General features: G+C 52.9%; 10 protein-coding genes. 5 read left to right on the forward strand and 5 right to left on the reverse strand.

What is annotated here, in order from left to right:
* Positions 1-66 precede the first annotated feature (66 nt).
* From asnB to nagB, 5 genes are all read right to left on the reverse strand, one after another.
* The gene (gene asnB, locus IP581_RS06540; RefSeq protein ID WP_193822077.1) at positions 67-1731 is read right to left on the reverse strand and encodes an asparagine synthase B; all 1665 of its coding nucleotides are present in this window, start codon (positions 1729-1731) and stop codon (positions 67-69) included.
* 256 nt (positions 1732-1987) lie between these two features.
* Positions 1988-2740, reverse strand: a complete 753-nt coding sequence (locus IP581_RS06545) for an HAD-IIA family hydrolase (RefSeq protein WP_020457025.1) — start codon at positions 2738-2740, stop codon at positions 1988-1990.
* A gap of 41 nt (positions 2741-2781) precedes the next feature.
* Entirely contained in the window at positions 2782-4002 is a 1221-nt protein-coding gene (gene nagC, locus IP581_RS06550) for a DNA-binding transcriptional regulator NagC (RefSeq protein ID WP_065368999.1), read from the reverse strand.
* A 9-nt stretch (positions 4003-4011) separates the two neighbouring features.
* Positions 4012-5160, reverse strand: coding sequence for an N-acetylglucosamine-6-phosphate deacetylase (gene nagA / locus IP581_RS06555; protein WP_193822078.1), 1149 nt, complete (start codon positions 5158-5160; stop codon positions 4012-4014).
* Positions 5161-5223: 63 nt separating this feature from the next.
* Entirely contained in the window at positions 5224-6024 is an 801-nt protein-coding gene (gene nagB, locus IP581_RS06560; protein ID WP_017455911.1) for a glucosamine-6-phosphate deaminase, read from the reverse strand.
* A gap of 329 nt (positions 6025-6353) precedes the next feature.
* Here nagB and nagE point away from each other — a divergent pair, with 329 nt between their 5' ends.
* From nagE to IP581_RS06585, 5 genes are all read left to right on the forward strand, one after another.
* Positions 6354-8372: an N-acetylglucosamine-specific PTS transporter subunit IIBC gene (gene nagE, locus IP581_RS06565; protein WP_193822079.1), complete on the forward strand. Its 2019-nt coding sequence runs from the start codon at positions 6354-6356 to the stop codon at positions 8370-8372.
* Positions 8373-8487: 115 nt separating this feature from the next.
* The gene (locus IP581_RS06570; protein WP_193822080.1) at positions 8488-8919 is read left to right on the forward strand and encodes a membrane lipoprotein lipid attachment site-containing protein; all 432 of its coding nucleotides are present in this window, start codon (positions 8488-8490) and stop codon (positions 8917-8919) included.
* Between the two features lie 83 nt (positions 8920-9002).
* Positions 9003-10670 carry a glutamine--tRNA ligase gene (gene glnS, locus IP581_RS06575; protein ID WP_193822081.1) on the forward strand — a complete coding sequence of 556 codons (1668 nt, stop codon included), beginning with the start codon at positions 9003-9005 and terminating at the stop codon, positions 10668-10670.
* A gap of 450 nt (positions 10671-11120) precedes the next feature.
* Positions 11121-12518: a chitoporin ChiP gene (gene chiP, locus IP581_RS06580; protein ID WP_193822082.1), complete on the forward strand. Its 1398-nt coding sequence runs from the start codon at positions 11121-11123 to the stop codon at positions 12516-12518.
* A gap of 45 nt (positions 12519-12563) precedes the next feature.
* The gene (locus IP581_RS06585) at positions 12564-15218 is read left to right on the forward strand and encodes a beta-N-acetylhexosaminidase (RefSeq protein WP_193822083.1); all 2655 of its coding nucleotides are present in this window, start codon (positions 12564-12566) and stop codon (positions 15216-15218) included.
* Positions 15219-15253 lie beyond the last annotated feature (35 nt).

The raw sequence follows: 15253 nt of genomic DNA on the forward strand, positions 1-15253 counted from the left end.
TATTCATTAAATCAGCGCACAAAAAACAACAGGCCCCGCAGGGCCTGTAAGAATAACCATTACTTATTAATAAGCTGACTGGTGAATACCAACCGCGCGACCTGACGGATCGTTCATGGTTTTGAAGGCTTCGTCCCATTCGAACGCTTTTGCGGATGAACAGGCAACAGACGGACCGCCAGGAACGCATTCCGCCGCGCTTGTCAGCGGGAACAGCTCTTCAAAAATTTCGCGGTACAGATACGCTTCTTTCGATGCTGGCGTGTTGTACGGGAAACGGTAGCTGGCCGTTGCCAGTTGTTGATCCGTAACCTGCTGCGCGGCAACTTCTTTCAGCGTATCGATCCAGCTGTAACCGACGCCGTCGGAGAATTGCTCTTTCTGGCGCCATGCCACGCTTGCTGGCAGGTAGGATTCAAAACATTCGCGCAGAATGTGTTTTTCCATTTTGCCGTTGCTGCCGCACATTTTGTCTTCCGGGTTGATACGCATGGCCACGTCGAGGAATTTTTTATCCAGGAACGGTACACGCGCTTCCACACCCCAGGCGGACATCGCTTTGTTTGCACGGGCGCAGTCAAACATATGCAGGGCCTGCAGTTTACGCACGGTTTCTTCGTGTAGCTCTTTGGCATCCGGCGCTTTATGGAAATAGAGATAGCCGCCAAACACTTCATCGGAACCTTCGCCGGAGAGCACCATTTTAATGCCCATCGCTTTGATTTTACGCGACATCAAATACATCGGCGTTGAGGCGCGAATCGTTGTCACGTCATAGGTTTCAATGTGGTAAATCACATCGCGAATGGCATCCAGCCCTTCCTGCACGGTGAAATGAATTTCATGGTGCACGGTGCCAAGATGGTTGGCGACTTCCTGCGCCGCTTTCAGATCCGGCGCGCCTTTCAGACCAACGGCGAAGGAGTGCAGTTGTGGCCACCAGGCTTCTGATTTCTCCTGATCTTCAACGCGACGGGCTGCGAATTTTTTGGTGATGGCGGAAATGACCGAAGAATCCAGGCCGCCTGACAGCAGCACGCCGTATGGCACATCGGACATCAGGTGGCTTTTCACCGCATCTTCCAGCGCTTGACGCAGTTCCGCCTTGTCGGTCACGTTGTCTTTTACTGCATCGTATTCAAACCAGTCGCGCTGATAATAAGAGCGGATTTCACCGTCTTTGCTCCACAGATAGCTGCCCGCCGGGAACTCTTTAATGGTGCGGCAAACCGGCACCAGTGCTTTCATTTCTGACGCTACGTACAGGTTGCCGTGTTCGTCGTGCCCCATATACAGCGGAATGATGCCAATATGGTCGCGACCAATCAGATAAGCATCTTTTTCACTGTCGTACAGCGCGAAAGCAAACATGCCTTGCAGATCGTCGAGGAATTCCGGCCCTTTTTCCTGATACAGCGCGAGGATCACTTCACAGTCGGAACCGGTCTGGAATGCGTAACGGTCGCCATATTCTGCGCGCAGCGCCTGGTGGTTATAAATTTCACCGTTCACCGCCAGCGCATGTGTTTTCTTCTCGTTGTAGAGCGGCTGTGCACCGGCGTTAACGTCGACAATAGAGAGACGTTCATGCGCCAGAATGGCTTTATCACTTGCATAAACACCGGACCAGTCCGGGCCACGGTGGCGCATCAGTCGGGATAATTCCAGCGCTTTTTTACGTAATTCGACCGCGTCGGTTTTAATATCCAGTACGCCAAAAATTGAACACATAGACTTCTCCGTTAACCTTGAGTGCAAAGCTGTAATGTTGTGTGCTTGCAGTCAAAATGCCGCAAAAAAGGGGCAGGGCGCAAGCCTTTTACCGCGCTGAAAGTAAAAAGTGCAATGATGATTATTGAATGCTGAAAAAAGAGTATGTATAGGACGCTGTTATTGATGAATCATCAAAATATTGCGCTTTTTATTGAATGGCGTTCTTTTTGACAGGGATGAAAATAAAAAACCACGCCCGAAGGCGTGGTGAAGTTTAAATAACGTCGATTTCCGCGACCGATGGATAAATCCACGACGGGCGAAACGGCATACTGTCGATATCATCGATGCGCGACACGCCGGAGAGCACCAGAATGGTTTCAAGCCCGGCCTGAAAGCCCGCCAGAATGTCGGTACGCAGGTTATCGCCCACAATCACCGTCTGTTCAGAGTGCGCCTGCATGGTATTCAGTGCCGCGCGGATAATCCACGGGCTGGGTTTGCCAACATAGAACGGTTTGCGCCCGGAAATTTTTTCGATACCAGCGCACAATGCACCGCAGGCTGGATAATAGCCGCGCCCGTGGGTGTCCGGGTTGGTGGCGATAAAGCGCGCGCCGTTCGCCACGAAGAACGCCGCTTTATGCATCATTTCCCAGTTATAGGAGCGGGTCTCGCCAACAATGACAAAATCGGGGTTGATATCGGTAATGGTGAAACCAGCTTTGTAAAGCTCGTGGATCAGTGCGCCTTCGCCCACCACATAAGCTTTTTTCCCTTCCTGGCGCTTAAGAAAATCAGCGGTGGCCATCGCCGAGGTATAGAAGACGCTGGCAGGTACATCGATTCCTGCGGAAACAAAGCGGTTAGCCAGATCCTGGCCCGTTTGCGAAGGGTAGTTGGTCAGTAATACCAGCGGCATGCCTTTTTCAAGGATGCGGGAGATGAACTCCGCAGCACCCGGTACGGCAACGTTGTCGTGCATCAGCACGCCGTCAATATCACAGATTACATTCTGAATGGTCATGGACTGTCCGGATAAAAAATAAGTATTAACGATAGACGCTGTCAGTTTTCCAGCAAGCGTTGCAGCAGCAGACCGTTCAGCATAGCGCGTTTCACCAGCGCAAACGCGCCGATCGCCGAGCGGTGATCCAGCGCGGAAGGCACCACGGGCAAGTTTTTACGAAACGCTTTGAGCGCCTGGGTGTTAATGCACGCCTCAATAGCCGGGAGCAGCACTTTTTCCGCTTCGACAATTTCCCCGGCGATCACCACTTTCTGCGGGTTGAACAGGTTTATGGCAATAGCGATAGTTTTGCCCAGATGGCGTCCAACATATTCAATAACTTCACAGGCCAGCGCATCGCCTTTGTTGGCGGCTTTGCAGATGGTTTTGATAGAGCAATCTTCCAGCGTCAGGCGGCTCTGGTAGCCCTGTTCCAGCAGGTGACGAACGCGGTGTTCTATTGCGGCATTGGCGGCGATAGTTTCCAGACAGCCAAAGTTGCCGCAGTGGCAGCGTTCGCCCAGCGGTTCGACTTGCACGTGTCCAATTTCGCCGACGTTGCCGTTACGGCCAATAAAAATACGCCCGTTAGAGATAATCCCGGCGCCTGTCCCGCGGTGCACGCGCACCAGAATGGAGTCTTCACAATCCTGGCTTGCCCCAAAATAGTGCTCTGCCAGCGCCAGGCTGCGAATGTCATGCCCGACAAAGCAGGTCAATTTGAAGCGCTCTTCCAGGGCTTCCACCAGCGCCCAGTTTTCTACCTGAATGTGCGGCATATAGCGAATCACACCGCTTTCCGGGTCTACCAGACCCGGCAGAATGACGGAAATCGCGATCAGCTCGCGGATCTTGCGTTGGCTGGTTTCAATAAAGTGGCTGATGGTGTTAAGCAGCGCGTGTTCCAGTGTTTCTTGGGTACGTTCGGGCAGCGGGTAATGCTCTTCCGCCAGCACTTTGCTGCTCAAATCGTACAAGGTCAGCGTGGTGTCATAACGCCCGAGGCGCACGCCGATAGCCTGGAAACTGCGGGTTTCGGTAACAATGGAGATAGCGCGGCGGCCCCCGGTGGAGGCCTGCTGATCGACTTCTTTGATCAGCCCGCGTTCGATGAGCTGGCGCGTGATTTTTGTCACGCTGGCAGGAGCAAGCTGGCTTTGTTCGGCAATCTGAATGCGCGAAATGGGGCCATGTTGGTCAATCAGGCGGTAAACCGCCGCGCTGTTAAGCTGCTTTACGAGGTCAACGTTACCAATTTGAGCTTGTCCGCCTGATGTCATACTGTCTCTTTATGCAGTGACGACCTCGTTGCCATTAACGATGGTCTTAATGATTTTATAATCGCGCGTGAACGCCGTCAGGTTCGCCACTTTCCCCGCGGCGAGACTTCCCAGCTTTTCGTCAACGCCAATGGCGCGAGCGGGGTAGAGGGTTGCCATACGCAGCGCTTCATCCAGCGCAATGCCGACATGCTCCACCAGATTTCGCACCCCTTCGATCATCGTCAGGGAGGAACCGCTCAGCGTTCCGTTTTCGTCCACGCACAGTCCATTACGGTAGTATATTGTTTTGCCAGCAAAAATGAACTGCTCAATATTCGCCCCGGCTGGCGCAGTCGCGTCAGTCACCAGGCAAAGTTTGTCGCCTTTCAAGCGCTTAGCATTACGGATATTAACGTAATCGACATGCAGGCCGTCTGCAATCACGCCGCAGTAAACGTCTGTGTCATCAAGCACCGCGCCTGCCAGACCGGGTTCACGGCCGGTAATGTATGGCATGGCATTATATAAATGTGTGGCGAACGTGATCCCGGCGCGGAAACCCGCTTTTGCTTCTTTCAGCGTGGCATTGGAGTGACCAGCTGAAACAACAATGCCTGCGTCAGCTAACTGGCGAATCACCTCGGTGCCCGCCATTTCCGGGGCCAGCGTCACTTTGGTGATCACATCCGCGTTCTGGCACAGGAAGTCGACTAATGCCGGATCCGGTTTACGCACGAATTCCGGGTTATGCGTGCCTTTTTTAACAATATTCAGCCACGGTCCTTCCAGATGAAGGCCCAGCGCCTGATTCGGGTATTTAGCCAGGTAATCGCGCATTACCTGCACGCCCTGTTTCATTAATTCATCACTGGTGGTAATCAGCGTTGGCAGGTAGCTGGTACAGCCGGAGCGTTCATTCGCCTGCTGCATGATTTCCAGCGTTTTTACGCTAACGGCTTCTGCGGTGTCGTTAAACTGTACGCCGCCACAGCCGTTGAGCTGCACGTCGATAAAACCGGGGGCAAGGATGGCACCATTCAGCGAGCGTTGTTCAATTCCTGTTGGCAGCTCAGCCAGCGGACAAAGGCGTTCAATCAGACCATTGGCGATGACCAGCGCATGGTCATCCAGAATTTCATGGCCGGTGTAGATTCGGCCCTGGGTTAAAGCATACATAACGACCCCCGGTTAACTAGGTATACCGCTCCGCAGGATCCGCCTCGCGGAGCGGGAACTGACTTACAGACCTTTAATATTTTCCGCTTCTAACTCGTTGAAGTATTTCAGCGTTTTCACTTTCAGCTCCATCGTGGACGGTTCGTCGCAGACAATGACCGCTTTCGGATGGAGTTGCAGACAACTGATGGTCCACATGTGGTTAACGTTACCCTCAACGGCCGCTTGCAGCGCCTGTGCTTTCACGCCGCCGAGCACCAGGATCATCACTTCTTCCGCATCCAACAACGTGCCCACACCCACGGTCAATGCGTATTTCGGCACCTGATTAACGTCGCCGTCAAAGAAACGAGAGTTCGCCACGCGGGTGTCATGGGTCAGGGTTTTAATGCGGGTGCGCGAAGCCAGCGAAGACGCCGGTTCGTTAAACGCGATGTGCCCATCGTTGCCTACGCCACCCATAAACAGGTGAATTTTGCCGTAAGAACGGATTTTCTCTTCATAACGGCGACATTCTGCGTCAATATCCGGCGCGTTGCCATCAAGCAGGTTAATATTTTCAGCCGGGATATCAACGTGATCGAAGAAATTGCGGTGCATAAAGCTGTGGTAGCTTTCCGGGTGATCTTTCGGCAGGCCGACATACTCATCCATGTTGAAGGTGACAACATGCTGGAAACTGACCTGGCCTGCTTTGTGCATCTCAACTAACGCTTTGTACGCGGTGAGCGGGGTCCCACCGGTCGGTAAGCCGAGAATAAACGGACGGTCTGCGGTCGGTTTGAACGCGTTGATACGATTGACGATATGGCGGGCTGCCCATTTGCCGACTTGTTCAGCTGTCGCCAGGGGAATCAGTCTCATTGTTCACCTCAAAAGTTAAATGAAGAAAGTTGGCGGAATGCATGCTAACTCAACGTTAAGCGTAACCTGGTTCGCGACAGAGAAGGGAGCAATCCGTCCTGATATTTTTAATCATAAAATAAGTTTTACCTGTTTGCCAGAGTTTGGGAGGGGGGTTGACGATACTTAGTGATTTTAATCACAGAAAATACGCTTTTAATTTGCGAGGCGAATTAATTTTTCACACACTCTGTCAGGTAGTGAGAAAATAGCCGTGATTTCAGGGTTAGTGACACAATAAAAAACGACTGTTTCAGTGAGCTCTCATCGGGTTCATAGGGGGAATAAAAGTGAGTATTCTAGGTTATCTGCAAAAGATCGGCCGTGCGCTAATGGTGCCTGTCGCCACGCTGCCTGCGGCGGCAATTCTGATGGGCGTCGGGTACTGGATTGACCCGGTCGGCTGGGGTGGCCAAAACGCGCTGGCGGCGTTTTTCATCCAGTCCGGCTCCGCCATTATCGATAACATGGGCGTGCTGTTCGCGGTAGGTGTCGCTTACGGTATGTCAAAAGACAAAGATGGTGCTGCGGCGCTGGCTGGCTTTGTCGGCTTCCTGGTTCTGACCACGCTCTGTTCACCGGCAGCAGTGGCAATGATCCAAAAAATCCCTGCGGATCAAGTTCCGGCCGCGTTTGGCAAAATCAAAAACCAGTTCGTCGGTATTCTGGTGGGGATTATTGCGGCTGAGCTGTATAACCGCTTTAGCAGCGTTGAGCTGCCGAAAGCGCTCTCCTTCTTTAGCGGCCGCCGTCTGGTGCCGATCCTCACCTCGTTTGTGATGATCGTTGTTGCTTTCATCATGATGTACATCTGGCCGGTGGTGTTTACAGGCCTGGTGGAATTTGGTGAGAGTATTCAGAAACTCGGTTCCGTGGGTGCTGGCGTTTACGCCTTCTTTAACCGCCTGTTAATTCCGGTCGGTTTGCACCACGCGCTCAACTCCGTGTTCTGGTTTGACGTCGCGGGCATCAACGATATCCCGAACTTCCTCGGTGGCGCGCAGTCTATCGAAGCCGGTAAAGCGGTGGTCGGTATCACTGGCCGTTACCAGGCGGGCTTCTTCCCGATCATGATGTTCGGCCTGCCGGGCGCGGCGCTGGCGATTTACCACTGCGCACGTCCGGAAAACAAAGCCAAAGTGCTGGGTATCATGATGGCGGGCGCGTTTGCCGCGTTCTTTACCGGTATCACCGAACCGCTGGAATTCTCCTTTATGTTCGTTGCGCCGGTACTGTATGTGATCCATGCGGTGCTGACGGGGATCTCCGTGTTTATCGCCGCGAGCATGCACTGGATTGCCGGTTTCGGCTTCAGCGCCGGTCTGGTGGATATGGTGCTCTCCTCGCGTAACCCACTGGCAACCCAGTGGTGGATGCTGATCCCGCAAGGTCTGGTGTTCTTTGTTATCTATTATGTGGTTTTCCGTTTCGCTATCACCAAGTTCAACATGCTGACACCGGGTCGCGAGCTGGCCGTTGCAGGTGATGAAACTGATGGTCAGGATGTGAATGTCAGCGGTAATACCGAGCAGGATGTGAGCGGCCTGGCGCGTCAGTATATCGCTGCGGTTGGCGGTTCTTCTAACCTGACCGGCATTGATGCCTGTATCACTCGTCTGCGTTTAACGGTGAAAGACTCTTCGCTGGTCAATGAGTCCATGGCGAAACGTCTTGGCGCATCCGGCGTTATTCGTCTGAACAAAACCGGCGTACAGATTATCGTTGGTTTCGTGGCGGAAAAAATTGCCGACGCAATGAGAACGGCTGGTGATGTTCCGGCGGCAGGTAATGCTGCGTCCGCAGCGGCGCCGGCGGCAGCGGTAAAGCCGCAGGCGGTACCGAACGCGACAACCATCGCTGAGCTGGTATCGCCTGTAACCGGTGAACTGGTAGCGCTGGATCAGGTGCCGGATGAAGCGTTTGCCAGCAAAGCAGTGGGTGACGGCGTGGCGGTGAAACCGACGGATAAAATCGTGGTTTCTCCGGCGGCAGGCACCATTGTGAAAATCTTCAACACTAACCACGCATTCTGCCTGGAAACGGAGAAAGGCGCGGAAATCGTTGTCCATATGGGCATTGATACCGTTGCGCTGGGCGGTCAGGGCTTTACTCGTCTGGTTGAAGAAGGCGCGGAAGTGGTGGCGGGGCAGCCAATCCTCGAAATGGATCTGGAGTACCTCAACGCCAATGCCCGTTCGATGATTAGCCCGGTGGTGGTCAGCAATATCGACGACTTTAGCGGCCTGGTTATCAAGGCGCAGGGCGCGGTGGTTGCTGGTCAGACGCCGCTGTTTGAAATTAAAGGCTAATGGCTCCTGAGTAAGCTTTCATGCCTTAAGCGGCGGGGGAATATCCTCCGCCGCTTTTTTTTGCCTTGCATTTAATCAGTGCCATACTGATGTCGCTTTAATGATGGGGATGATGATGAAAAGGATAATTTGCGCGTTCTGTATCGCACTGGCGTTAAGCGGCTGTATTCCACGTTACGCCACGTTGCGTCCACACTATGAAGTGGATGTGCGTAATCCAGCCGGAGAACCGATCTCAACGGCAATGATGTGGGTCAGCACCGGGCGTTCACCGCCGGGGTACTATCCGCCGCCGGAGGGGTTTCGGGCTGACCGGCAAGGGCATATTGATGTCGAGAAAAAATCCCAATGGGAAAATATGATTTTCTTTTTGCACGGGACGAATTTCTACTCGTGGGGCTGGTGTATTGAAGCGCCGGGTTATATTCCGCAAAGAGGAAAGGGCGATGAGATAGCGAGCCCGGTCATCCTTAAACCAACCACGCAAGATTTGCGCTGCCGACAAGCGCAGGACGTAGCTGAATACCTTTCTCCCGGGCATCAGTGATTTGTATAAGTAAAGGTTGTTTCCTGCGTCCTCTTATTAGATCATATGCCGTTATACGTTGTTTACGCCTTGAGGAACCTGTGATGAGTGAGGCAGAAGCCCGCCCGACTAACTTTATTCGCCAGATCATTGATGAAGATCTGGCCAGTGGTAAGCACACTACCGTCCATACCCGTTTTCCGCCGGAGCCGAATGGTTATTTGCACATTGGCCACGCGAAATCGATCTGCCTGAACTTTGGTATCGCGCAAGATTACCAGGGGCAGTGCAACCTGCGTTTCGATGACACAAACCCGGCAAAAGAAGACATCGAATACGTTGAATCGATTAAGAACGACGTGCAATGGTTGGGCTTTAACTGGTCTGGCGACATCTGCTACTCCTCGGATTACTTCGACAAGCTGTACGAATACGCGATTGAGCTTATCAACAAAGGTCTGGCCTACGTTGACGAGCTCTCCGCTGATGAGATCCGCGAATACCGCGGTACGCTGACAGCGCCGGGTAAAAACAGCCCGTATCGCGATCGCAGCGTGGAAGAGAACCTGGCACTGTTTGAAAAAATGCGTGCGGGTGGCTTCGAAGAGGGCAAAGCGTGTCTGCGTGCGAAGATCGATATGGCCTCACCGTTTATCGTGATGCGCGACCCGGTGCTATACCGCATTAAATTCGCTGAACATCACCAGACCGGTAACAAGTGGTGCATTTATCCGATGTACGACTTTACCCACTGCATCAGCGATGCGCTGGAAGGCATTACCCACTCACTGTGTACGCTGGAGTTCCAGGATAACCGCCGTCTGTATGACTGGGTGCTGGATAACATCACCATTCCGGTTCACCCGCGTCAGTACGAGTTTTCGCGCCTGAATCTGGAATACACCGTGATGTCCAAGCGCAAACTGAACCTGCTGGTCACTGACAAACATGTTGAAGGCTGGGACGATCCGCGTATGCCGACCATCTCTGGTCTGCGCCGTCGTGGCTATACCGCTGGCTCTATCCGTGAATTCTGCAAACGTATCGGCGTCACCAAACAGGACAACACCATTGAGATGGCTTCTCTGGAGTCCTGCATCCGTGAAGATCTGAACGAAAACGCACCGCGTGCGATGGCGGTTATCGATCCGGTGAAACTGGTTATCGAAAATTACCCGCAGGGCAGCAGCGAAATGGTTAGCATGCCGAACCATCCGAATAAGCCGGAAATGGGCACGCGTGATGTGCCATTTAGCGGTGAAATCTGGATCGATCGCGCAGATTTCCGCGAAGAAGCCAACAAACAGTACAAACGTCTGGTGCTGGGGAAAGAGGTGCGTCTGCGTAATGCTTACGTCATCAAAGCTGAACGCGTGGAGAAAGATGCCGATGGCAACATCACCACGATTTTCTGTTCTTACGATGCGGAAACGCTGAGTAAAGATCCGGCCGATGGTCGCAAAGTGAAAGGGGTTATCCACTGGGTTAGCGCACAGCATGCGCTGCCGGTCGAAATCCGCCTTTATGATCGCCTGTTCAGTGTGCCGAACCCGGGCGCTGCCGAAGATTTCCTGGCGACCATCAATCCGGAATCGCTGGTCATCAAGCAAGGCTACGCTGAGCCGTCGTTGAAAGAAGCGCAAGCGGGCAAAGCTTACCAGTTCGAACGTGAAGGTTACTTCTGCCTCGATAGCCGGTATGCAACCGCTTCCAAACTGGTGTTCAACCGCACCGTGGGCCTGCGTGATACCTGGGCGAAAATCGGTGACTGAGTAAGTCAACCAGAAACAATTGTGTTAAAGCGCCGCTTCCAGCGGCGTTTTTTTTTGCTTATCGATTAGGTTGTTACACTTTATATACATTCGCGTCGCGAATTAATGTGTCTTATTATTGATGCCTTTATTGAACAGGTGGAAAGCAATTTCGTGGTTTTAATAGTTGATTTTAATGTGTAATCGCTATCAATTAGCATTAATCTCTTTATTTTTCTGGATTTTATTTGTGGTTTTCCTGTTTTATGTAACATGTTTCAAAACACTACGGAATATGTGCTCTTCGTCATAATCCTGTCATTTTCCCGCTAAAAAACATTGATAATTCGCGTCGCGAAAAATAGTCTTAAGCCGGTAGTGAATTCGGGGGTTTTCGTAACTACCTAAACTATTTGGTCTTTTTTTCGCTATCTCTGGCGATTTTATAAATACGTCTAGAAGGAATCACACATGCGTACGTTTAGTGGCAAACGTAGTACGCTGGCGCTGGCAATCGCCGGTGTCACAGCAATGTCGGGCTGGGTTGTCTCTCCACAGGCTCATGCAGCAGGCTTTATCGATGATTCCACGCTCACGGGCGGTATCTATTACTGGCAGCGTGAACGTGACCGCAAAGATGTTCTGGAAGATAAATACAAAACCAACCTTTCCCACTCGACATGGAACGCGAACCTGGATTTCCAGTCCGGTTACGCCGCCGATATGTTTGGGCTGGATATTGCGGCATTCACCGCCATTGAGATGGCGGAAAATGGCGACAGCGCGCACCCGAACGAAATCGCCTTCTCCTCCAGCAATAAAGCCTACAAAGAAGACTGGTCAGGGGATAAGAGCGGGGTCAGCCTGTATAAAGCTGCGGCGAAATTTAAATATGGTCCGGTATGGGCGCGCGCGGGTTACATCCAGCCAACCGGCCAGACGCTGTTAGCGCCGCACTGGAGCTTTATGCCCGGTACTTATCAGGGCGCGGAAGCCGGGGCGAATTTTGACTACGGCGATGCCGGGGCGTTGAGTTTCTCCTACATGTGGACCAACGAGTACAAATCGCCGTGGCATATCGAGATGGACAAGTTCTATCAAAACGATAGAAAGACCAAAGTCGATTACCTGCATTCGGTTGGCGCGAAGTATGACTTCAAAAACGATCTGATCCTTGAAGCCGCGTTTGGTCAGGCTCAGGGTTATGTCGATCAATATTTCGCTAAAGCAAGCTACAAATTCGATATCGCGGGTAGCCCGCTGAGCACCAGTTACCAGTTCTATGGCACGCGCGATAAAGTCAGTAATGGCGGCGTAAACGATATTTATGATGGCACCGCATGGCTGCAGGCGCTGACATTTGGCTACAAAGTGGGGCAGGTCGATCTGCGTCTGGAAGGAACGTGGGTGAAAGCCGATGGTCAGCAGGGCTACTTCCTGCAACGTATGACGCCGACTTACGCTTCATCCAACGGTCGGCTGGATATCTGGTGGGATAACCGTTCTGACTTTAACGCCAACGGCGAAAAAGCGGTGTTCTTCGGTGCGATGTACGATCTGAAAAACTGGAACCTGCCGGGCTGGACGGTGGGCGCGTCTTACGCCTACGCCTGGGATGCGAAACCGGCTGACATGGCAACGCCAGATGCCTATTACGATCCGAACTACCGCCTGAAAGAGTCCTCTTACAGCCTCGATGCGATTTACACTCTGCAGGACGGACGTGCGAAAGGCACGATGTTCAAGCTGCATTTCACTCAGTACGACAACCATTCCGATATCCCAAGCTACAGCGGCGGTTATGGCAACATCTTCCAGGATGAGCGTGATGTGAAGTTTATGGTTATCGCACCGTTTACCATTTTCTGATGAGCGCCTGCCGGGTTCGTCCCGGCAAACTACAAGGAATATGTAATGAAAACAGTTCGTTTAAGTATGCTCGCCAGTGCCGTACTGGCTATGCTGGGCAGCACTGCGGCACTGGCGAATCAGAGTACCGTGGATGCTATCAGCCAGTTTCATCTTAACTATGCGGTGAAAGACAATTTCGCCGGGCAACACGGGGTTGACTGCGCGAAGCTCGGCGCGGATTGGGCCTCCTGCAACAAAGCTGTCATTACCCTGACCAATAATGGCGACGCGGTCACCGACAAAGGCTGGGCTATTTATTTTCACAGCATTCGCCCGGTGCTGGAGGTGGCAAACGATCAGTTCAAAGTGACCCATATTATGGGCGACTTGCATAAGCTGGAGCCGACCGACAAATTCACCGGTTTCCCGGCGAAGCAGGCGATAGAGATCCCGATTATCAATGAATACTGGCAGTTGTTTATCACGGATGTGCTGCCGCGCTGGTACGTCACCGCCGACGGCGCGACGGCGAAAGTGATTGCTAATACGGACACGGAAGATTTATCCCGCTTTGTTGCGCCGCTTGATAATCAGTGGAAACGCACACCGGACGACAAAAATATCCTGATGACTGCCGAGGCGCGCTTTGAGAAAAATAGCGATGTGAAAGCGCTAAATCTCGCATCGCTACGCGGCCAGATTGTGCCCACGCCGCAGCACGTTAATATCCACGGGCAGGATATCGACTTGGGTAAGGGTGTGAAGCTGGATCTCTCCGCGCTGAGTGCCGATGCACAAGATGCGGTGAAATCACGCTTTGCATTACTGGGCGTGAAAGAGGGCAGTTATCCGCTACGGACTGAAATTGCCAGCAACACCTTTAGCGGCGATGAGGCGGTGTCTGGCGCGTACCGTCTGCATATTGGCGCGAAAGAAACCGTGGTGACCGGCTACGATCAGGCGGGCGTGTTCTACGGTCTGCAATCGCTGCTGTCGCTCGTTCCTGCCACCGGCGAGATGAAGATTGCCGCGCTTGAAGCGAAAGATGCACCGCGTTTTGATTATCGCGGCATCCAGCTGGATGTTGGTCGCAACTTCCACAGTAAAGCGGCGGTACTGCGCCTGTTAGATCAGATGTCGGCGTACAAACTGAACAAATTCCATTTCCATCTGACGGATGATGAAGGCTGGCGCATTGAGATCCCCGGTCTGCCAGAACTGACCGATATCGGCAGTAAACGTTGTCATGATTTGAGTGAGAAAACATGCCTGTTGCCACAGCTCGGTTCCGGACCGGACAGCAATAACAACGGCAGCGGTCACTTCAGCCGTGCCGATTACATCGAAATCCTCAAATACGCCAAAGCGCGACAAATCGAAGTGATCCCGGAAATCGATATGCCAGCTCATGCGCGTGCCGCGGTAATCTCTATGGAAGCGCGGTATGAGCGCCTGATGAAAGAGGGCAAAGAGAAAGAGGCGAACCAGTACCGTTTACTGGATCCGACGGATACCTCCAACACCACCGGTGTGCAGTTCTATAACCGCACCGGCTATCTCAATCCGTGCCTCGATTCGTCGCGTAACTTTGTAGACAAAGTGATTGGCGAAATCCAGCAGATGCATAAAGAAGCCGGACTGCCGCTGAATACCTGGCATTTTGGTGGCGACGAAGCGAAAAATATCTATCTGGGCGCCGGTTATACGGATCAGAAAAAACCGGAAGCGGGCAAAGGCATTATTGATCAGAGCAATCAGGATAAGCCGTGGGCGAAATCGCAAGCCTGCCAGGCGATGATCAAAGAGGGCAAAGTTGCCGACGTTGAACATCTCTCCAGCTATTTTGGCGTTGAGGTCAGCAAGCTGGTGAAAGCGCACGGCATTGACACGATGCAGGCGTGGCAGGACGGTTTGAAAGATGCCAAAGATGCGTCGGTGTTCGCCACCGATCATGTCAACGTGAACTTCTGGGACACGCTCTACTGGGGCGGTTTTGACTCGGTAAATGACTGGGCGAACAAAGGTTTCCGCGTGGTGGTCTCTAACCCGGATTACGTTTATCTCGACTTCCCGAATGAGGTCAACCCGGCCGAAAGCGGTTACTATTGGGGCACGCGTTTTAGCGATGAACGTAAGATATTCAGCTTCGCCCCGGACAATATGCCGCAGAACGCAGAAACCTCGCTTGATCGCGATGGCACCCCGTTTAGCGCGAAGTCCGACAAACCGTGGCCGGGTGCGTATGGCCTTTCTGCGCAGCTGTGGAGCGAGGTGGTGCGCACCGATAATCAGATGGAGTACATGATCTATCCACGTATGATTTCGGTGGCGGAACGCGCATGGCACCGCGCGGGCTGGGAGCAGGATTACAAAGCCGGGCGTGAATACAAAGGCGGTGAGACACATCTGGTGGATGTGAAAGCGCTGGAAAGGGACTGGCAACGCTTTGCTAATCTGTTAGGCCATCGTGAACTGGCGAAACTGGACAAAGCGGGCGTGCACTATCGCTTGCCTGTGCCGGGCGCTCGCGTGGTCGGTGGAAAACTGGAAGCCAATACCAGTTTCCCGGGCATGGTGGTTGAGTTCTCAACCGACGGCGGCAAAAACTGGCAGCGCTACGACGATAAAGCGCGTCCGCAGGTGAGCGGGGAAGTGCAGGTGCGCACCGCCAGCCCGGACGGTAAACGCTTTAGCCGTGTCGACAGCGTAAAAGCGTAATGTGATGTGGTGATTAAACCCGGCGGCGCGAGCTT

The organism is Kosakonia pseudosacchari (assembly GCF_015167415.1).
Classification (GTDB): domain Bacteria; phylum Pseudomonadota; class Gammaproteobacteria; order Enterobacterales; family Enterobacteriaceae; genus Kosakonia; species Kosakonia pseudosacchari.

Coding starts and splice junctions, on each gene's coding strand:
- asnB (WP_193822077.1), bottom strand. CDS start 1,731: ATGTGTTCAATTTTTGGCGTACTGGATATTAAAACCGACGCGGTCGAA.
- IP581_RS06545 (WP_020457025.1), bottom strand. CDS start 2,740: ATGACCATTCAGAATGTAATCTGTGATATTGACGGCGTGCTGATGCAC.
- nagC (WP_065368999.1), bottom strand. CDS start 4,002: ATGACATCAGGCGGACAAGCTCAAATTGGTAACGTTGACCTCGTAAAG.
- nagA (WP_193822078.1), bottom strand. CDS start 5,160: ATGTATGCTTTAACCCAGGGCCGAATCTACACCGGCCATGAAATTCTG.
- nagB (WP_017455911.1), bottom strand. CDS start 6,024: ATGAGACTGATTCCCCTGGCGACAGCTGAACAAGTCGGCAAATGGGCA.
- IP581_RS06570 (WP_193822080.1), top strand. CDS start 8,488: ATGAAAAGGATAATTTGCGCGTTCTGTATCGCACTGGCGTTAAGCGGC.
- glnS (WP_193822081.1), top strand. CDS start 9,003: ATGAGTGAGGCAGAAGCCCGCCCGACTAACTTTATTCGCCAGATCATT.
- chiP (WP_193822082.1), top strand. CDS start 11,121: ATGCGTACGTTTAGTGGCAAACGTAGTACGCTGGCGCTGGCAATCGCC.
- IP581_RS06585 (WP_193822083.1), top strand. CDS start 12,564: ATGAAAACAGTTCGTTTAAGTATGCTCGCCAGTGCCGTACTGGCTATG.